The organism is Leifsonia sp. NPDC058194, assembly GCF_042883605.1.
Lineage (GTDB): Bacteria > Actinomycetota > Actinomycetes > Actinomycetales > Microbacteriaceae > Leifsonia.
This window is the reverse complement of sequence record NZ_JBHVVL010000001.1, coordinates 852,207-870,839: the sequence shown is the minus strand read 5'-3', so window position 1 is coordinate 870,839 and position 18,633 is coordinate 852,207. Positions and strand designations below refer to the sequence as shown.

Genomic DNA, 18,633 nt, shown 5'->3' with positions numbered 1-18,633 from the left:
GCCGCGATGGCCGGAGCGCCTCCGTCGTCTCGACAGGGCCGAACTCAGCCCTGCACCTCGCGCACGATCGCGACGAGCGGCTCGTAGAGCACTTCGCCCGGGATGACGCCGGTCACCTCGGTGACGATGTCCTCTGCGGACGCCTCCTCGAGGAGGTGCGTGAGCTCGACGCTCTGCGTGTCCGACGGCACGCGGAAGCGCAGGGCGGCGCCGACGGCGGCGAGCAGCGCCTGTGGCACCGTCCCCACGTAGGCGACGTGGTCGATGGCCGGCCCGATGAACCGGTCGTTGCGGCCGAGCTTGCGCAGCGGCTCCCGGCCGACGCGCGTGACCTCGTCGACCAGGTGCGGGTTGGTGAAGCGGTCCAGGATCTTCGCGCGGTACGCGGCCATCTCGTCCTCGTCGAGACCGTGCTTGGCGACGAGCGCCGCGGAGGTCTCGAGCAGGGCGTACTCGGCGGCCTGACGCACGGCCGGGATGGCGATGGCCTCGCTGATCGTGGTGGCGCCCTGCAGGAAGCCCGTGTAGGCGACAGTGGCGTGGCCGGTGTTCACCGTGAAGAGCTTGCGCTCGATGTACGGCGCCAGCGAGTCGACGAAGTGCGCGCCCGGGATGACCGGCTCATGACCGGCGAAGGGGCTGCGATCCACCACCCACTCGTAGAACGTCTCGACCGTCACATCCACGCCCGCGCCGGGATCCTGTGCGGGCACGATCCGGTCGACGGCGGTGTCGGCGAAGACCGCCTTGGCGCCCAGCGCCTCCCGCGTCTCGTCGTCCGGCAGTCCGTCCATCAGCTCGGCGGCCAGCAGGTCGGTCGCGCCGATGGCGTTCTCACAGGCCATGACGGCGAGCCGGGTCGCGTCGTCCGCGCGCGCCGCGAGGCCTTTCGCGATCACCGGGGCGACGAAGCGCAGGATGCGCGGGCCGACCGCGGTGGTGACCACGTCCGCGGTCGCGATCTCGGCGACCAGCGCCTCCTCGTCGGTCGCGCTGTTGATCGCGCGGAACCCGGTCACGGTCCTGGTCTGCGACTGCTCGCCGACCAGGTGCACGTCGTACGAGTCGGCCGCGGCCAGCGCGTCGATCAGCTCGGCGTTGACGTCGGCGAACACGACCTCGTACCCGGCTTCGTGGAGCAGGAGCCCCACGAAGCCGCGGCCGATGTTGCCGGCTCCGAAATGGACGGCCTTCATGCGTTCGGTCACCTCACTCGTTCACGTCGCCGAGGAGCGCGAACAGGGCGTCCGCGTCCGGGGCGTCGATGAGCTTCTGCACGTCGTCCTCCTCCGAGAAGAGGATGGCGATCTTGGACAGGATCTCGAGGTGCTCGTTGTTCTGCCCGGCGATGCCCACGACGAACCGCACCTCCTCGCCGCCCCAGTCGAGCGGCGAGGAGTAGCGGATGAAGGAGAGCGCCGAACGGGTGATCTCGTCCTTGGACTCGTTGGTGCCGTGCGGGATGGCGAGCCCGTTCCCCATGAAGGTGGAGACCGTGTCCTCGCGGTCCTGCATCGAGTCGACGTACCCGGGGAGCACGGCGCCGGCGTTCACCAGCAGCGCGCCCGCCTCGCGGATCGCGTCCTCCCGCGTGGTCGCGGAACCCGCGGCCACGACGTTCGCCCGGTCGAGAATCGTGTCGGTCATTTGCTGGCGTCCTCCGGTGCTGCTTGGGCCTGCTGCGTCTTGACGAGGTCGACGACCTCGTCGTAGCGCGGGCTGTTCATGAAGTTGTCCACGGACACGTGGACGGAGTCGGGCGATTGACCCTTCGCGCGATCGGTCAGCTGCTGCTGGGTGATCACGAGGTCGGCCGTGCCGTCGAGGTTCGCGATGGCCTGGTTCGTCACCGTGACCCCCTCCACTCCGGCCTTCTTGATCTTGTTGCGCAGGACGGATGCGCCCATCGCGCTCGAGCCCATCCCAGCGTCGCACGCGAAGACGATGTTGCGCACCAGTCGATCGGTGGCGTCGCCCTGGGCGTCTCCGGTGTCGTGCTCGCCCTCGTTGACCAGGCCCTCGAGGACGCTGGACGACTTGCCCTTGTTGGCCTCGGTCTGCGCGACCGCTGCCGAGAGGTCGCCCGCGTTGCCGGAGGCGAGGTCGCGCTTGCGGGTGGAGCGCAGCACGATCGCACTGAAGGCGAACGAGACGGCCGCGGCGGCGACGATCGAGACCGCGATGCCGAACATGTTCGCCACCGGTGCCTGGGCGAAGATCGCGAACACCGATCCCGGCGCCGCCGGCGCCCGCAGGCCGGTCTGGAAGGCGACGTTCACCGCCACACCGGTCATGCCGCCGAGGACGGCGCCGATGATGAGGATCGGCTTCATCAGCACGTACGGGAAGTAGATCTCGTGGATGCCGCCGAAGAACTGGATGATGAACGCTCCGGGAGCGCTCGCCCGGGCGGCGCCGAGACCGAAGATCGCCCACGCGAGCAGGATTCCGGCGCCGGGGCCGGGGTTCGTCTCGATGAGGAACAGGATCGACTTGCCGGTCTGCTGCGCTTCGAGCGTGCCGATCGGGGTGAAGACGCCGTGGTTGATCGCGTTGTTGAGGAAGAGCACCTTGCCGGGCTCGACCAGGATGCTGACCAGCGGCAGCAGGTGCACCGAGACGAGCCAGTTGACCCCGGCCTCCAGCGCCTTGCTCAGGCCCTCCACCAGCGGCGCGATGCCGAAGAAGGCGCCGATCGCGAGGATGAAGCCGAGGATGCCGGCCGAGAAGTTGTTGACGAGCATCTCGAAGCCCGCCTTGATCTTCCCCTCCCAGATCTTGTCGACCAGCTTCATCAGGTAGCCGCCGAGCGGGCCCATGATCATCGCACCGATGAACATCGGGATGTCGGAGCCGACGATGACGCCCATCGCCGCGATCGTGCCGACCACGCCGCCGCGGACGCCGTAGACGAGGCGTCCACCGGTGTTCGCCAGCAGCAGCGGCAGCAGGTAGGTGATCATCGGGCCGACCAGGCTGGCGATGTCCTTGTTCGGGAGAGGCCCCTCGGCGATGAACAGGGCGGTGATGATGCCCCACGCGATGAATGCCGGGATGTTCGGCATCACCATGCTCGAGAGGAAGGTGCCGAAGCGCTGCACGGCGACGCGGGCGCCGCCGGGCTTCTTCGGGGTCGACGCCGTCGCCGACGTCTCTGTCGCCGATGTCATGATGGGGCCTCGTTTCTGTCGGTGATCACCGGGGAGGTGTCACTGCGGGGAGAGGGAGGCGGCCGCACGGACCGCGTCCCGGGCTTCGGCCGCGCCGTCGGCGGCCAAGGCGATCTCGGCCAGGGCTCGGGCCTGGGCGAGGGTGTGACGGGTGAGGGAGAGCCGCACGTCGGCGAGTGCCGCCGGCGACATCGAGAGGGTGGTGGCGCCGAGGCCGACGAGCACGACGGCGAGCAGCGGGTCGGCGGCGGCCTCGCCGCAGATGCCGACCGGCTTGCCCTGTGCCGCGCCCGCAGCGCCGACCTCGCCGATGAGGCGGAGGACGGCGGGGTGCCACGGGTCCTGGAAGCCGGCGACCGAGCCCAGCAGGCGGTCGGCGGCGAGCGTGTACTGCGTCAGGTCGTTCGTGCCGATGGAGGCGAACGCGGCCGTCTGCAGCACGCGGTCGGCGAGCAGTGCGGCGGAGGGGACCTCCACCATCACGCCGACGGTCTTCAGCCCGAACCCGCTCGCGAGTTCGACGAAGTAGCGGGTCTCCTCGACGGTCGACACCATCGGCGCCATGACCCACAGGTCGGCTTCCGTGGCGGCGTCCGCTTCGGCCAGGGCCGTGAGCTGCTCGCGCAGCAGATCCTCGTTGGCCCGCAGCGCGCGCAGGCCGCGGAGGCCGAGCGCCGGGTTGTCCTCGTGCGCGTCGTTGAGGAACGCGAGGGGCTTGTCGGCGCCGGCGTCGAGCACGCGCACGACCACCTTCTTGCCGGGGAAGGCCGAGAGGAGCGCGATGTAGTGCTCGCGCTGCTGCTCGACGGTCGGGGCCATGCGCTGGTCGAGGAAGAGGAACTCGGTGCGGAACAGGCCGACGCCCTCCGCTCCCGCGTCGAGCGCCTTCTGGGTGCCCTCCGCCGAGCCGAGGTTGGCGAGCAGGGGGATCGCCGTGCCGTCGGCGAGGGCGCCGGGCTCGAGGCCGCCGGACAGGGCCGCCGCGCGCTCCTCGATGCGCCGCTGCGCATCCGTGCGTGCGTCGTCGGACGGCGCGACCGTGACGGTGCCCGAGGCCGCGTCGACGATGACCTCGGTGCCGTCGGCGAGCGTGTCCGCTCCGGCCACGCCGACGATCGCGACGATGGCCTTCTCGCGGGCGAGGATCGCGGTGTGGGAGGTCGGGCCTCCCTCGCGCGTGACCAGCCCGAGGACCTTGCCCAGGTCGAGCAGGGCGGTGTCGGCGGGCGCGAGGTCGTGGGCCACGAGCACGTAGGGCTCGTCCGATTCCGGGACGCCGGGAGCGGGCCGGCCCGAGAGTGCGGCGATCACGCGCTGGGCGACGTCGTCGAGGTCGGTGGCGCGCTCGCCCATGTAGCCGCCGAGGCCGATGAGCATGTCGCGGAACACCGCGAAGCCCTCGAACACGGCGCGCTCGGCGGTGGTGCCGCCGTCGATCCGGGTGGCGACGTCGTCGGCGAGGGTGGAGTCCTCCGCCATCATCGACTGCGCCTCGAGCACGTCGGCGGCGATGCCGGTGACCTTCGCGGCGCGGGACCGCAGATCGGCGGCGACGGTCGCGACGGCGTCGGCGACACGCGCCTTCTCCTCGTCGGGGGTGCGGGTGCTGGGGGTCTCGGCCGGCTCGGGGAGCGGGTCGGACATGCGCAGGACCCGGCCGAGGGCGACGCCCTGGCCGATTCCGGCGCCGGTGAGCTGCGCGGTCGCGGATTCGTTCGGCACGGTCGACATGATCAGGCGTCGTGGTCCGTGGTGAGGATGTCGGCGAGGTCGTCGAGCACCGCATCCGCGTCGGCCGCGTCGGTGGTGAGGACGATCTTGTCGCCGTGGTCGATGCCCAGCGAGATCACGCCCAGGATGCTCCCGGCGTCGACGGACTTGCCGCCCTCCTTCGACAGCTGCACGGAGGCTCCGGAGCTCTTGACGGCCTCGACGAAGAGCTTCGCCGGTCGTGCGTGCAGTCCGTGGGTCGATCCGACAGTGATGATCCGCTCAGCCATGGGTGTTCTCCTTCGATGTTTCGATGCCCCGGGGTACCGGGAAGGCTCGTGCTCTCATAGTGCCGTCGTCCGGCTGTCGAGAGCCAGGTCCAGCGTCCGGGCGCCGTCGAGGGCGGCGGGGGAGATCGGCGGGAGCACGGCGACCGCGGTCCCCGAAGCGGCGGCGCGGTCGCGCAGGGCGGGGACCGAGGCTTCGAGATGTGCGCCGACGAGGATCACGTCGATGCCGTCCAGGGAGTCGAGCTGCGAGACGCTGCCCGCCTCGACGGTCACCGGGATGCCGCGCGCGGCTGCCGCGTTGCGGAGCTTGACGGCGACGAAGGTGCTCGAGGCACCCGCGCCGCAGACGACCACGATCTTCATCGACCTGTGCCTTTCGGTAACGCGGAGTTGCTGGGTGGAGCGGAGGGATCTGGTGGTTCCGGTGGATCGTCTGCCATGGTCGTCCCGTTCGGCCGCCGCCTCCAGCAGGGTTTCTTCCGGGGGTGCGGAAGCCCTGCGGAAGGCCGAGCCGCCCCTGCCCGGCTTCCGGGGGGACAGGAAGATCGGTGGGATGCGCCTCGGTCTACGGTGCGGTAGGTGATTGACTCGTAGGCGGAAGGTGGTGCGGGTGGCGCTCTCGGCACAGCAGACGAGGATGCTGGACATCCTGGTGCGCCGTGCTGCCTGGGTGACGGCCGCCGAGCTCGCGCACGACCTCGGCGTCACCACGCGCAGCATCCGCACCTACTCGGCCGCGCTGGGCGACCTGGTCGAATCGGGCGCCAGCGGCTACCGGGTGCGACCGGAGGCGTACGCGGCCCACCTCGACGGCGGGTCTCCGACGGACCCGGGCGCGGGCTCGCCGCAGGAGCGCCTGGTCTTCGTCGCACGTCGCCTGCTCGACGAGCCCGACGGGGTCGACGTCTACGAGGCGGCCGAGAGCCTGTTCGTCAGCGAGTCGACGATCGAATCCGATCTCACCCGGCTGCGCGGCATCCTCGCCGACACGGAGCTCGCGCTGCAGCGGCAGGGGCCGGTCGTGCAGCTCACCGGCCCGGAGATCGCCCGCCGCAAGCTCATCAGCCGGCTGTTCCGCGACGAGATGCGGCAGGGCGTCGTCGACATCGCGCGCATCCAGGAGGCGTTCTCCTCCCGCGGTCTGACCGAGTTCAAGTCGGACCTGGTCGGGATGCTCGACTCCCGCGGCTTCTTCGTCAACGAGTACGGCATCAACGACGTGCTCCTGCACATGGCCGTCGCCCTCGACCGGGTCGCCAAGGACCGCGTGCTGCCCGCGGCCGGCGACCCGGAGGTGAGCGAGACCATCCGCTCCCTGGCCGACGACCTCGGCGGGCTCGTCGCGAAGCACTTCGACGTGGTGCTCGACCCGACCGAGCTGCGCTACCTGGCCATCCTGCTCCGCACGCGCGTCATCGCGCCGGGCGCCGGGCGCGACACGGTCGAGGAGTTCGTGAGCGAGGCCGACCTGGAGGTGGTGCGCGGCATCGTCGCGCGCGCCTCCACCGAGTACCTGGTCGACCTGCGCGACGAGAACTTCATCGTGCGCCTCACCCTGCACGTGCAGAACCTCGTGGCCCGCGCGCACCAGAAGTCGTACTCCCGCAACCCGTTGACCCGCTCCATCAAGAGCTCGTACCCGATGATCTACGAGCTCGCCGTGTACATCGCGAGCCGGCTGCAGGCGGCCGAGGGCATCGAGGTCAACGAGGACGAGATCGCCTACATCGCCATGCACGTCGGCGCGTATCTGGAGCAGCAGTCCCGGCGACGCGACGCCGTGACCTGCGCGGTGGTGTGCCCGAACTACTACGACATGCACATCCTGCTGCGCGACCGGCTCGAGAGCGCCCTCGGCGACGACCTCGACGTCACGAGCGTCATCACCACGGCCGACGCCGACTGGGCCGCCATCGACGCCGACCTCGTGCTCACCACGATCGACCCGCGGGGCCGCCGCGAGAACGCCGTCATCGTGCAGCCGTTCGTGACCGAGACGGACGTGGAGCACATCCGGCAGGCCGTCGCGCGCATCCGCCGGCAGCGCCGCCGCGCGCGCATCAAGAACGACCTGCTCGAGTACTTCGACGAGAGCCTGTTCCTGCGCAACTTCTACGCGCGCGACGCGATCACGATGATCCGGGCACTGGGCGACCGGATGATCGCCGCCGGCGCGATCGACCAGGACTACATCGATCAGACGATCGAGCGCGAGCAGATGTCGTCGACGGCCTTCACCGACTCCCTCGCCGTTCCGCACGCGATGACCATGAGCGCCAAGCGCACCGCGATCGCCATCGTCGTGAACGACACGGCGATGGACTGGGGCGATGCGCGCGTGAACGTCATCGCCTTCATCGCCTTCGACGCGGGCGGGCGGGCGTCGTTCCAGACGGTGTTCGATCAGTTCGTCGAGGTCTTCGGCGACCGGGAGGCCGTGCTCGGCCTGATCCGCCGCGCCGACACCTTCACCGCCTTCATCGACGAGCTCGTCCGCATCATCGACACCTGACGACCGTCGCACGCCCGCCGAGACGACGAACCGCCGGTCGCGCGAGGCGACCGGCGGTCCGGGAGCGAGGGAGGCGCGAAGCCTAGTTCGCCGTGACGGTGTACGTCACCGAGACGCCGGGGGTGCCGACGGAGACGGTGTACTTGTCGCTCGTGTACACGGCCTTCGAGTCGGTCGAGCCGGCCTGCTTGGTGAAGCCGGCCTTCTCGAGCGCGGCGGACGCGTCGGCGAAGCCGGTCTTGGTGGTGGGCTGGACGGTGACCGACCAGCCGTTGTCCTTGTCTCCGCGGGCGACGACGATCTGGCCGTCGACGAGCGGGACGTCGCTCTTCGGGAAGTCCGAGGGCAGCGAGGCCGAGGCCTGGGTCTGCGACGAGCTCGGGGTGGACGAGGAGTCCGATCCGGTGCTGGAGCAGCCGGCGAGGGTGGCGATGGAGAGGGCCGCGACGAGGGCGGCGGGTGCGAGCAGAGTGGTACGGATGCGCATGATCTTCCTAGTGCTGTATGTCTGGGTGGTGCGGTGTTGCAACAACACTCCAGCGTACTCGCGCCCCGATCGCGCCCCTGCCTCCGCTCAGCCGAGCAGCAGACTCCGCAGCTGGTCGGCCGAGTGGACGACCGCGATCGCTCCGGCGGCCTCGGCGGGGGAGCCGTAGCCCCACTCGACGAGGATCGTCGGCAGCCCGTGGGCGCCCGCGCCCTCCACGTCGTACTGGCGGTCGCCGACCATGACCGTGTGGTCGAGGTCGACGCCCCCCGCGGTGAGACGGCGCAGCGCCTCCTCGACGACGTCCGCCTTGGCGCTGCGGGACTCATCCTCGCTCGCGCCGGTGATCACGGTGAAGTACTTCGCCAGGTCGAAGTGCTCCAGGATGCGCGTCGCCTGCGACTCGGGCTTGCTGGTCGCGATGGCGAGCGGGATCCCGGAGGCCTGCAGGCGCTCGAGCAGCCCGCGGATGCCGGGGAAGACCGCGCTGTCGAACGCGCCGTGCGCGGCGTAGTGGGTGCGGTAGACGGCGAGGGCGGCGCGGGCTTCGGTCTCGTCCATGCCGGCGAACTTCTCGAGAGAGTCCAGCAGCGGCGGGCCGACGTACTCGACGAGCTCGGCGGGGGTGGGGACCGGGCGGCCGAGCTCCTCGAACATGCTGACGAGGGAGCCGGTGATGCCCGGTGCGGAGTCGGTGAGGGTGCCGTCGAGGTCGAACAGCACGCAGGTCCACGTCCGAGTGACGGTGGGGGTGATGGGGGTGGTCATAGCCCACCCATCGTATGCGGCGTTTGTGAACGTTCGCTCAGCGGTCGCCGAGTGCCGTCTCGATGTGCGAACGGGCGACGACCATGGTCTGCTCGGAACCCGGGTCGAACTGCACGGCGACGAACTCCGCGGTGCGCACGAAGCCGAGCGCCTCGACGGCCGGGACGATGACCGCCTGCACCTTCGTCCCCGCCCCTTCGGCGGTCTGCCCGACCGCGGAGCGCAGGGCCTTCATCGAGGTGAAGAGCGGCAGCACCGGCTCGCCCGCGGTCGAGCTGATCGTGCGCAGGCGGGTGTCCTCGGGGGTGGATCCGGTGACGTCGACCACCAGTCCGCCCTTCACCGCGGCGGCGAGCAGCGCCTCCAGGTTCGGGAGGGTGGGCTCGGCGGCGATGGTCGCGAGCGCCGTGCGGACCGGCGTGTTCTCGTAGGTCTGCGGGAAGCGGGGGGCGGGTGCCATCAGAAGAGCCTGCTGTCGCTGTCGTCGATGCCGCGCATCGCGTCGTAGTCGAGCACCAGGCAGCGGATGCCGCGGTCCTCGGCGAGGGTGCGCGCCTGGGGCTTGATCTCCTGCGCGGCGAAGACGCCGGAGACGGGGGCGAGGAGGGGGTCGCGGTTCATCAGCTCGAGGTAGCGGGTCAGCTGCTCGACGCCGTCGATGTCGCCGCGGCGCTTCAGCTCGACCGCCACCGAGGCGCCCGCCGCGTCGCGGGCCAGGATGTCGACCGGCCCGATCGCCGTCATGTACTCGCGGCGGACCAGCACGTGGCCGTCGCCCAGGAGGTGGATCTGCTCGGCGAGCAGCTTCTGCAGGTGCGCCTCGACGCCGTCCTTCTGCAGACCCGGGTCGATGCCGAGCTCGTGCGCCGAATCGTGCAGCACCTCGTGGATCGAGACGATCAGCATGTCGGCCGTCTTCGCCTGGGTGACGCGCCAGACCTCGGTGACGCCGGCCTCCCGCTGCAGCTCGTCCGGCTCGCCGACCGCGAGAGTGCACGGCGGGCTCATCCAGTTGAGCGGCTTGTACGACCCGCCGTCGGAGTGGACGAGCAGGCTCCCGTCGGACTTGAGCATGAGCAGTCGCTTCGCCAGCGGCAGGTGCGCGCTCAGGCGACCGGCGTAGTCCACGGAGCAGTTGGCAATGACGAGACGCACCGGAACATCCTACGGGGGCGCCCTGGCAGGATGGGGGCATGCCTCACGATCTCGTCATCGGCACGTACACCGAGCAGCTCCCGCACGTCGACGGTCACGCCGAGGGCGTGCTCGCCGCCCGGTTCGACGGTGCGGAGGTCTCGGGTCTCTCGGTCGCCGCCCGGGTGCGCAACCCGTCGTGGGTGGCCGTGAGCCCGGACGGCACCCGCGTCTATGCGGTCTCGGAGACCGGTCCGGACGGCGGCCTGCTCGCCTTCGCCCGCGGGGGCGACGGCACGCTCCGGCTGCTCGGCGAGGTCTCCAGCGGCGGCGCGGATCCGGCGCACCTGGCCCTCCACCCCTCCGGCGCGTATCTGATCGCCGGCACCTACAGCGGGGGGACGGTCTCGGTCTTCGCCCTGAACGGCGACGGGTCGATCGGCGCCCGCACCGGTTTCGTGCAGCACGAGGGCCGCGGGCCGGACGATGCGCGCCAGGAGGCCCCGCACGTCCACCAGCTGAGCGTCGATCCCGTGTCGGGCGATGTCGTGGTCGTCGATCTCGGTCTCGGCGAGACCCGCTGGTACGCCCTCGACGACGACGGCGGGCTCGTGCTGCGCCCCGAGGCCACGATCTCCTCCGGTGCGGCCGGCCCGCGGCACCTCGCGTTCCATCCGGACGGCCGCCACGCCCTCGTGCTCAACGAGCTCGACAGCACCCTCGACGTGCTGCGCCGCGACGGCGACCGTTTCGTGCGGGTCTCCACCGTCTCGACGCGCGAGCCGGGTGCGACGGGGCAGAACCTGCCCGCCGCCGTGCGGGTCACCGACGACGGCGGGACCGTGCTCGTCACCAACCGCGGCGACGACACGATCGCCGTCTTCTCGTTCGACGCCGACGTCTCCCGCGCGGCCCTGGTCGCGGCGGAGCCGGCACGCAGCCGGGCCCCGCGCGACCTCGTCGTCGCCCCCGAGGGCGACCGCGTCCTGGTCGCGTGCCAGGACAGCGACGAGGTCACGATCTTCGCGTTCGACGCGCGCACGCGGGTGCTCCGCTTCGTGGGCGCGTCGCCCGTCCCGACCCCGGTGTGCCTGGCCTTCGTCTGACCCGGCCCGCCGACCCACAGCCCCGCAACGAACGGAGGGGATCCCGGCTACGTCAGCCGAGATCCCCTCCGTTCCGCGCGTGTCGGGCGGAAAAGACCGAGATTCTCCTCCGTTGCCGACCGGCTCAGCGTTGCGGCCGTCAGGCCGCCGCGCGCTCCTTCTGCGGGCGAACGGCCGGTGCGGCCAGGAACGACGCGAGCAGCAGGGCCAGGATCAGGTAGAGCGCGTTGAGCAGCCCGAAGTCCTTGCCGAGGAAGCCGATGACCGGCGGCCCGACGAGGAACGCGCAGTAGCCGATGATCGCGACGGCGGAGACGCGCGCGGCCGGGTTCTTCGCGCCGTCGGCGGCCGCGGACATCCCGAGCGGGAAGCCCAGCGAGACCCCGAAGCCCCACAGCACCGTGCCGATCACGACGACCCACATCGGGCCGCCGAGGATGAACAGGAGCAGCCCGGCCACGCCCATCCCGGCCGTGATGCGGATGGCGTTGACGCGCCCGATGCGGTCGACGACCGGGCCGCCGGCGACGCGGCCGACGGTCATGGCCGCCACGAAGCAGCCGAAGACGACGGCGCCGGTGGAGTTTGCCTGGCCGTGACCGTCGACGACGGCCAGCGAGATCCAGTCGTTCGCCGACCCCTCGCCGAACGCCATGCCGAGCATGACGACGCCGATGAGGATGAGGCGCCAATCCGCCCACACCGACAGCGCGGCGCGCAGACGGTCGCCGAAGGGGACGCGCGGCTTCTCGGCCTCCACCTCGTCGCCGAGGTCGGCCTCGCGCGGGATGAAGCGGATGGCGACCGCGATGCCGACCACCAGGACGACCGCGATGCCGGCCAGGTGCCAGGCGACGGAGACGTGGAGGGCCGCGGCGGCGGCGCCGATGCCCGCCCCGAAGACCGTGCCGAGGCTGAAGCAGGCGTGCATCAGCGGCATGAGGGTCTTGCCGATCTCGCGCTCGACGGCGGTCCCCTCGACGTTCATCATGACGTCGAGCATCCCGTTGCCGAAGCCGAGCAGGATGAGCCCCACCGCGACGACCGGGACGGCGTGGAAGACCGTCGAGCCGAGGCCCAGGACCACCGTGCCGACCGCGGCGATCGCCAGCGAGCCGAACATCGCCTTGTGCGGACCGAAGCGCACGAGCACGAGGGAGGAGATGACGAGGCCGAGGATCGCGCCTGCCGACATGCCCAGGATGAGCAGTCCGATGGAGGACGGGTCTTTGCCGAGGCCGAGGTCGTCGCGGACGCCGGGGATGCGGGCGACCCAGGTCGCGGTCGCGAGCCCGCTCAGCACGAACACGGCGAAGATCGCGTTGCGCCAGGCGACGAGTGCGCGGCGGCTGCGGGCCGGTGCGGCGGAGGAGGGAGTCGGGGTCGGCTGCGTCATCGGCTGTCCTGGTGATCGAGGGGTCTGGGGCGGGTTTTGTGCTGTCGAATCGTTTCGATCGAAACGATTCGACTAAGCTAGCACACGTGAAGGAAAGCAGCACAGCCCCCGCCCGGCCGACGCTGGCCGCGGTGGCGCGCCTGGCCGGCGTCTCCAATTCGACCGCCTCGCTCGCGTTCTCGGGCACCGGCCCGGTCTCCGATACGACCAGGGACCGCGTGCTCGCGGCCGCCAAGCAGCTCAACTACGCGGGCCCGGACCCGCGTGCCCGCTCGCTGCGTCGTGGCCGCTCCGGCATCGTCGGCGTGGTGATGGAGGAGCGCGTCGGCGACGCCTTCCGCGACCCGATCAAGATCGCTCTGCTCGACGGCATCACGGAGGAGATCGGCGCGATCGACGCCGGCCTCCTCATCCTCACCGACGCGGGCGACGGAGCCCAGCGCATCGAGGACGCCCCGATGGACGCCGTCGTGCTCGTCGGCTGCAGCCCGCGACTCGACGAGTCGGTCGGGATGCTGCGCCAGCGCGGTATCCCGCTCATCGCCATCGAGGGCGACCCCGCCGTCGGCGTGCCCGTCATCGGCCAGGACAACCGGGAGGCGACGCGCATCGCCGCGCAGCACCTCCACGACCTCGGCCATCGCGATGTCGCCGTGGTCGCCCTGCCGCTCACCCGCGACCGCGCGCGCGGACGGTTCACGACCGAGTCCGCCCGCTCCGCCAGCTCGACCACCGCCGTCGACCGCCTCGCCGGCGCGCAGGACGTCTTCCCCGGGGTGGAGGGCTGGGTCACCCGAGGATCGTTCGTCGAGGAGGGCCGGATCGCCGGCGCCGCGCTGCTCGAGAAGGCGCAGGGGCGCCCGACCGCGATCATCGCGCAGAGCGACCTCCTCGCGGCCGGCGTCATCCGCGCGGCCGAGGAGCTCGGCCTCGAGGTCCCGTGGGATGTGAGCGTCGTCGGCTTCGACGGCGTGCGGGTCGACGGCCTGTGGCCCTACGACCTCACCACGCTCGTCCAGCCCGCCGTCGACAAGGGACGGGCCGCGGGCCGCGCCGTGGTCGACATGCTCGAGGGGCGCGAGATCACTCCCGAGTCGTTCACCTCCGAGTTCCACCAGGGCAACACGACCGCCGCCCCCGCCCGCCGCTGACCTCCCTCCCACCGCTGCCCCGTTCCACCCGCTGACATTTGGACCAAATGTCGCGAAAGCGCACCCCTAAGTCGACATTCGGTCCAAATGTGCGCTCCCTGACGAGGTGCACACGGGGGTGCGTAGGGTGAGGGGTATGGATCTTGAGGCCCTCTACCGCGATCTCCACGCCCACCCCGAGCTCTCGTTCGCCGAGCACAGGACCGCCGGCATCGTCGCCGACCACCTGACCGCACTGGGGGTGGAGGTGCACACGGGCATCGGCGGCACCGGCGTCGCGGGCGTGCTCCGCAACGGCGAGGGCCCGACCGTGCTCCTGCGCGCCGACATGGACGCCCTGCCCGTCCGCGAGCAGACCGGCCTGCCCTGGGCCTCCACCGTCACCGCCGAGGACGAGACGGGACACCCCGTCCCCGTCATGCACGCGTGCGGCCACGACATCCACATCACGTGCCTGCTGGGTGCGGTGGAGGAGCTGGCCGGTTCGCGCGACGCCTGGTCCGGCACGCTCGTGGCCGTGTTCCAGCCCGGCGAGGAGCACGGGGGCGGCGCGCAGGTGATGGTCGACAGCGGCCTGTACGACACCGTGCCGACGCCGGATGTCGTCCTCGGCCAGCACGTCACCCCGCTGCCCGCCGGCATGCTCGGCGCGCACTCCGGCGCGGCCATGGCGGCCGTCGACACCATGGAGGTCACCCTCCACGGTCGCGGCGGGCACGGCTCCCGCCCCGAGACGACGATCGACCCGGTCGTGATGGCGGCCTCGGCCGTGATGCGCCTGCAGACGGTCGTCTCGCGCGAGATCGCCCCGCAGGACACCGCGGTCGTGACCGTGGGAACCCTGCACGCGGGCACCAAGAACAACATCATCGCGGCCGAGGCCACTCTCGGGATCAGCGTGCGCAGCTTCAACGAAGAGGTGCGGGAGCGTGTGCTCGGGGCCGTCGACCGCATCCTGCGCGCGGAGTCCGATGCCTCCGGTGCGCCGAAGGCCCCCGATCTGGTGTGGGGCGAGCGCTACCCCGTCACGGTCAACGAGCCGGAGGCGACTGCTCGGGTGACGGCGGCGTTCACCGCCGAGTTCGGCGCCGACCGCATCTTCGACCCCGGTGCGCTCTCGGGCAGCGAAGACGTCGGCAACCTCGCCACCGCGGCCGGCGCGCCGCTCGTGTACTGGATGCTCGGCGGAGGCGACCCGGAGGTCGTCCAGGCGGCGATCGCGGCGGGCACGGTCGACACGGACATCCCCTCGAACCACTCGCCGCACTTCGCGCCGCTCGCGCAGCCGACCATCCCGACCGGGGTCCGCGCCCTCGTCGTGGCCGCGCGGGAGTGGCTGGGCTGACCCCCGCCGGCGCTCGCTAGAGCTCCGCGCCCGCGCGCATCCAGACGCGCCCCCGGGCGCGGAGCCCGAGCGTGACGGCGCGCGCGCCCAGATAGCCGAACACGAACGCCGCGGTGAGCCAGGCCAGGCCGGCCGCATCGTGGCCGCCCCACGCGACGACCGCGAGCGCCAGGGGAACGAACACGGCCACGTTCGCGAGCCCCGTAAGGGCGAGATAGCGGGCGTCCCCGGCGCCGATCAGCACCCCGTCGAGCACGAACACGTACCCGCCGAGCGGTGCGCTGATCCCGACCAGGGCGAGGCCGACGGGGAGCAGGGAGGCGACTGTCGCGTCGCTCGTGAACAGCCCGGCCGCGATCGGGCTGAGGAGCACGGTCACCGCCCCGAGGACAACCCCCGCGCCGACGCCCCACTGCAGGCAGCGGCGCAGCACGGCGCGCACCTGCTCGAGGTCGCCGGCGCCGAGCCCCTTGCCGATCAGCGCCTGGGCCGCGATCGCCAGGGCGTCGAGGGCGAAGGCGAGCGTCGCGAAGATCGTCATCGTCACCTGGAACGCGGCCAGCTCGTCCGGCCCGAGACGGGTCGCTGCGAAGACCGCGAGCAGCATCGCGGCGCGCAGGCTCGCGGTGCGCAGCAGCAGCCAGCCGCCGGCTCGGGCGCTGCGGCCGATGCCGGAGTGGTGGGGGAGGAGCGGGGCGCCCGCTCGCCGCGCGTGGCGCGCGACGACGATCACGTAGATCGCGACCATCCCCCACTGGGCGGCGACGGTGCCGGCCGCCGACCCGGCGATGCCCCAGCCCGCGACGTAGATGAAGAGGTAGTTCAGCACGATGTTGGCGGCGAAGCCCGCGACCGCCACGACCAGCGGAGTGCGGGTGTCCTGCAGCCCGCGCAGCAGGCCGGTCGCCGCGAAGACGATCAGCATCGCGGGCAGGCCGAGCATCGAGAGCTCAAGGTAGCGCGTCGCCTGCGCGGAGATCTCGGCGGAGGCGCCGAAGAGACCGACGAGCGCCGGTGCGGCGAACCATCCCGCCGCCGCCAGTACCACGCCGAGGCCGAGCGCCAGCCACGTCCCGTCGACGCCCGCTGCGACGGCGCCGCGCTCGTCGCCTGCTCCGAGCCGGCGCGCGACCGCGGGCGTCGTGGAGTAGGCCAGGAACACCATCAGCCCGACGATCGTCTGCAGCACCGCGCTGGCGATGCCGAGCCCGGCGAGCGGCGCGACCCCGAGATGCCCGACCATCGCCGAGTCGGCGAGCAGGAAGACGGGCTCCGCGATCAGCGACCCGAGCGCGGGGACGGCGAGGCGGAGGATCTCCCGGTCGACCGGGCGGCGGAGGACGGCTTTCACGGCGAGGTCCACGCTAGCGCGGAACCCCGACATCCGGCCCGCTCGACGACCGGGCGCCCGGTACGATCGCCCGATGCGGCTCACCATCCTCGGCGTCTCCAGCCACTACCCGAAGCCCGGCGCCCCCTGCACCGGGTTGCTGCTGGAGCACGGCGGCGCCTCGGTCTGGGTCGACGCCGGTCCGGGCACCCTCGCCGAGCTGCAGCGGCACGTCGCGCTGGAGGACCTCTCGGCCGTGTGGATCTCGCACGGGCACGCCGACCACGCCGCCGATCTGCTCCCCGCCTTCTACGCCTTTCGTTACGGCGACGTGCCTGCCCGGGCCGCCCTTCCCGTCCTCGCGCCGGAGGATGTGCGCGGCCGCCTCGCCGGGTTCCTCGGCCCGTCGTCGCCGCCGGAGCTCGATCGGGTGTTCGCGTTCGATCCGCTTTCCGACGGCGGCCGGACGGAGGTCCCGGCCACGAGCCCGGACGGCCTGGCGCTCCGCTGGGCCGCCGTGCGCCACGACGCCCCGGGCTTCGCCCTCCGTGCCGAGGGCGGGGGCGCCTCCCTCGTCTACACCGGCGACTCGGCGCCGTGCGCCGCGCTCGACGAGCTCGCGCAGGGCTGCGACCTGCTGGTGAGCGAGGCCGGCACGGATCGCCGCGCGCCCGGCGAAATGCCCGTGCACCTCACGCCGGAGGAGGCCGGCGAGCTGGCCGAGCGGGCGGGTGCGAAGCGCCTGCTGCTGATCCACCTGGCTCTCGGGCTCGCCCCTGACGAGGCGGTCCGCCGCGCATCCGCGCGCTTCGGGGGCACGGTCGCGGCCGCTGTCGTGTCGGGGGTGCCGATGTCGGTGGACCTTCCTACAGTGGAGTCATGAGCACCCTCATGCCGCAACTCCTCGCCACCTGGACCTGGCGTCTGGAGCGCGTGAGCAGTGGGCGCACCATCCTCAGCCGCTCGCAAGCCCGGACCGCCCGCGTCGACCTGGTCAACGACCGCGCCGCGCAGCCCGAGTCCTATGCCGACTACGCGGAGGACTACGCGGCGGCCCTGGAGGCACTCGAAGTGCTCTCGCAGCAGCAGAACCGGCGCGACGACCTGCTGTCCGTGCTCTCGACCGAGCGCCGACGGCGCGAGGGGGACGGTGCGGTGACCGCGTCGAGCGATCGTGGCCGTGTCTCGCTCGCAGCCGAGCACGATCGCGTTCCGGCGGGCCTGCCCGAGATGCTCGACGAGTGGGTGCACCGTCTCATCCGCTACCGCAGCGGCGCCAAGGTGATCGCTCCCGTCGAGGCCTCTCGGGCCGAGATCCGTCTGCGCAACGAGGCCGATCTGCACCCGGGCGCGTACCGCAACCCGAAGGCCGCCCCCTACTACGGCCGGGTCATGCGCGAGCTCGGCGAGATCGCCACCAGCGAGCGACCGGGCGTGCACCTGGGCGGCCGCGGCCTGCACCGCGGCATCCCGAGCGACAGCCTCCGGTGACGCGGCGGCGTTCCCCCGCCCGGCTCGTGACGACCCTGGCGGGGATGGCTCTTGCCGCCGTGCTCGGTCTCTGCGGGTACGCGGTCGTCAGTGCAGGAGGTGCGGGAAGTGCGGGAGCTGCGGGAGGTGCAGCGGTCGCGTCCGATCCCGCCGCGCGGGACGCCGGCGTGCCGACGGCCTCCGACGCGCGCGCCCTCCTGGCCGGCCTGCCGGTCAAGGGAAGCGCCCCGAAGACCGGCTACGACCGCGTCGCACGGTTCGGCGAGGCGTGGCGGGATGTCGACGGCAACGGCTGCGGAACCCGGGACGACATCCTGGCCCGCGACCTGGTGGACGTCGTCCGCAGCGGCGACTGCACCGTGGTCTCCGGCACGCTCGACGACCCGTACACGGGCACGCGCATCGCCTTCACCCGGGGGCCCGAGACCTCCGCGCGGGTGCAGATCGACCACGTCGTCCCCCTGCTCGACGCCTGGCGCACGGGGGCCCGGGCGCTCACCCAGGAGCAACGGGTGCGGCTCGCGAACGACCCGCTCAACCTGGTCGCGGTGGACGGGCCGACCAACCAGAGGAAGGGCGCGGGAGACGCGGCCACCTGGCTGCCGCCCGCGAAGGCGTACCGTTGCACCTACGCCGCACGGCAGGTGGCCGTGAAGGCCGCCTACGCTCTGTGGGTCGTGCCGGCCGAGCGCGCGGCGCTCGACCGCATACTCGCCGCCTGCTGACGCTCGCCGCCCTGATCG

19 protein-coding genes are annotated in these 18,633 nt (G+C 71.9%); 7 read left to right on the top strand and 12 right to left on the bottom strand.

The window, feature by feature from the left end:
* Nucleotides 1-44: 44 nt before the first annotated feature.
* The 6 genes from ACFVU2_RS04095 to ACFVU2_RS04070 are packed head-to-tail and all read right to left on the bottom strand — an operon-like array spanning nucleotide 45 to nucleotide 5,533.
* On the bottom strand, nucleotides 45-1,196 hold the full coding sequence (locus tag ACFVU2_RS04095) for a mannitol-1-phosphate 5-dehydrogenase (protein WP_387872389.1): 1,152 nt from the start codon (nucleotides 1,194-1,196) through the stop codon (nucleotides 45-47).
* A gap of 13 nt (nucleotides 1,197-1,209) precedes the next feature.
* Nucleotides 1,210-1,647 carry a PTS sugar transporter subunit IIA gene (locus ACFVU2_RS04090; protein ID WP_387871345.1) on the bottom strand — a complete coding sequence of 146 codons (438 nt, stop codon included), beginning with the start codon at nucleotides 1,645-1,647 and terminating at the stop codon, nucleotides 1,210-1,212.
* Entirely contained in the window at nucleotides 1,644-3,170 is a 1,527-nt protein-coding gene (locus ACFVU2_RS04085; RefSeq protein WP_387871342.1) for a PTS mannitol transporter subunit IICB, read from the bottom strand. Before ACFVU2_RS04085 ends, ACFVU2_RS04090 begins: the two co-directional genes overlap by 4 nt.
* Before the next feature lie 39 nt (nucleotides 3,171-3,209).
* Nucleotides 3,210-4,901 carry a phosphoenolpyruvate--protein phosphotransferase gene (gene ptsP / locus ACFVU2_RS04080; RefSeq protein ID WP_387871339.1) on the bottom strand — a complete coding sequence of 564 codons (1,692 nt, stop codon included), beginning with the start codon at nucleotides 4,899-4,901 and terminating at the stop codon, nucleotides 3,210-3,212.
* Nucleotides 4,902-4,903: 2 nt separating this feature from the next.
* Nucleotides 4,904-5,170 (bottom strand): HPr family phosphocarrier protein, encoded by a 267-nt coding sequence (locus tag ACFVU2_RS04075; protein WP_387871336.1) that lies wholly within the window; start codon nucleotides 5,168-5,170, stop codon nucleotides 4,904-4,906.
* A gap of 54 nt (nucleotides 5,171-5,224) precedes the next feature.
* Nucleotides 5,225-5,533: a PTS sugar transporter subunit IIB gene (locus ACFVU2_RS04070; protein ID WP_387871333.1), complete on the bottom strand. Its 309-nt coding sequence runs from the start codon at nucleotides 5,531-5,533 to the stop codon at nucleotides 5,225-5,227.
* 247 nt (nucleotides 5,534-5,780) lie between these two features.
* Between ACFVU2_RS04070 and ACFVU2_RS04065 the strand changes: the two genes are divergently transcribed.
* Nucleotides 5,781-7,682 carry a BglG family transcription antiterminator gene (locus ACFVU2_RS04065; protein ID WP_387871330.1) on the top strand — a complete coding sequence of 634 codons (1,902 nt, stop codon included), beginning with the start codon at nucleotides 5,781-5,783 and terminating at the stop codon, nucleotides 7,680-7,682.
* Between the two features lie 82 nt (nucleotides 7,683-7,764).
* Here the strand turns inward: ACFVU2_RS04065 and ACFVU2_RS04060 are convergent, their stop codons facing one another.
* The 4 genes from ACFVU2_RS04060 to nucS form a co-directional block, all read right to left on the bottom strand.
* Entirely contained in the window at nucleotides 7,765-8,169 is a 405-nt protein-coding gene (locus ACFVU2_RS04060; RefSeq protein WP_387871328.1) for a hypothetical protein, read from the bottom strand.
* 87 nt (nucleotides 8,170-8,256) lie between these two features.
* The gene (locus ACFVU2_RS04055) at nucleotides 8,257-8,937 is read right to left on the bottom strand and encodes an HAD hydrolase-like protein (RefSeq protein ID WP_387871325.1); all 681 of its coding nucleotides are present in this window, start codon (nucleotides 8,935-8,937) and stop codon (nucleotides 8,257-8,259) included.
* 37 nt (nucleotides 8,938-8,974) lie between these two features.
* The gene (locus ACFVU2_RS04050) at nucleotides 8,975-9,397 is read right to left on the bottom strand and encodes an SseB family protein (protein WP_387871323.1); all 423 of its coding nucleotides are present in this window, start codon (nucleotides 9,395-9,397) and stop codon (nucleotides 8,975-8,977) included.
* On the bottom strand, nucleotides 9,397-10,092 hold the full coding sequence (nucS, locus tag ACFVU2_RS04045; RefSeq protein WP_387871321.1) for an endonuclease NucS: 696 nt from the start codon (nucleotides 10,090-10,092) through the stop codon (nucleotides 9,397-9,399). The genes ACFVU2_RS04050 and nucS overlap by 1 nt, the downstream gene beginning before the upstream one ends.
* Before the next feature lie 38 nt (nucleotides 10,093-10,130).
* On the opposite strand from nucS, the gene ACFVU2_RS04040 reads away from it, so the two are divergent.
* The gene (locus ACFVU2_RS04040) at nucleotides 10,131-11,177 is read left to right on the top strand and encodes a lactonase family protein (RefSeq protein ID WP_387871318.1); all 1,047 of its coding nucleotides are present in this window, start codon (nucleotides 10,131-10,133) and stop codon (nucleotides 11,175-11,177) included.
* A 139-nt stretch (nucleotides 11,178-11,316) separates the two neighbouring features.
* On the opposite strand, the gene ACFVU2_RS04035 is transcribed toward ACFVU2_RS04040, so the two are convergent.
* Nucleotides 11,317-12,573: an MFS transporter gene (locus ACFVU2_RS04035; protein ID WP_387871315.1), complete on the bottom strand. Its 1,257-nt coding sequence runs from the start codon at nucleotides 12,571-12,573 to the stop codon at nucleotides 11,317-11,319.
* Between the two features lie 86 nt (nucleotides 12,574-12,659).
* On the opposite strand from ACFVU2_RS04035, the gene ACFVU2_RS04030 reads away from it, so the two are divergent.
* Entirely contained in the window at nucleotides 12,660-13,724 is a 1,065-nt protein-coding gene (locus tag ACFVU2_RS04030; protein WP_387871313.1) for a LacI family DNA-binding transcriptional regulator, read from the top strand.
* Nucleotides 13,725-13,860: 136 nt separating this feature from the next.
* On the top strand, nucleotides 13,861-15,069 hold the full coding sequence (locus tag ACFVU2_RS04025) for an amidohydrolase (RefSeq protein WP_387871310.1): 1,209 nt from the start codon (nucleotides 13,861-13,863) through the stop codon (nucleotides 15,067-15,069).
* A 16-nt stretch (nucleotides 15,070-15,085) separates the two neighbouring features.
* Here ACFVU2_RS04025 and ACFVU2_RS04020 read toward each other — a convergent pair whose 3' ends face one another.
* The gene (locus ACFVU2_RS04020) at nucleotides 15,086-16,420 is read right to left on the bottom strand and encodes an MATE family efflux transporter (protein WP_387871307.1); all 1,335 of its coding nucleotides are present in this window, start codon (nucleotides 16,418-16,420) and stop codon (nucleotides 15,086-15,088) included.
* A gap of 73 nt (nucleotides 16,421-16,493) precedes the next feature.
* Here ACFVU2_RS04020 and ACFVU2_RS04015 point away from each other — a divergent pair, with 73 nt between their 5' ends.
* Genes ACFVU2_RS04015 through ACFVU2_RS04005 form a run of 3 tightly spaced genes read left to right on the top strand, consistent with a single transcriptional unit; the run spans nucleotide 16,494 to nucleotide 18,615 of the window.
* Nucleotides 16,494-17,282, top strand: a complete 789-nt coding sequence (locus tag ACFVU2_RS04015; RefSeq protein ID WP_387871304.1) for an MBL fold metallo-hydrolase — start codon at nucleotides 16,494-16,496, stop codon at nucleotides 17,280-17,282.
* Nucleotides 17,279-17,890: a hypothetical protein gene (locus ACFVU2_RS04010; RefSeq protein WP_387871302.1), complete on the top strand. Its 612-nt coding sequence runs from the start codon at nucleotides 17,279-17,281 to the stop codon at nucleotides 17,888-17,890. The genes ACFVU2_RS04015 and ACFVU2_RS04010 overlap by 4 nt, the downstream gene beginning before the upstream one ends.
* A gap of 44 nt (nucleotides 17,891-17,934) precedes the next feature.
* Nucleotides 17,935-18,615 carry an HNH endonuclease family protein gene (locus ACFVU2_RS04005; protein WP_387871299.1) on the top strand — a complete coding sequence of 227 codons (681 nt, stop codon included), beginning with the start codon at nucleotides 17,935-17,937 and terminating at the stop codon, nucleotides 18,613-18,615.
* Nucleotides 18,616-18,633: the final 18 nt, after the last annotated feature.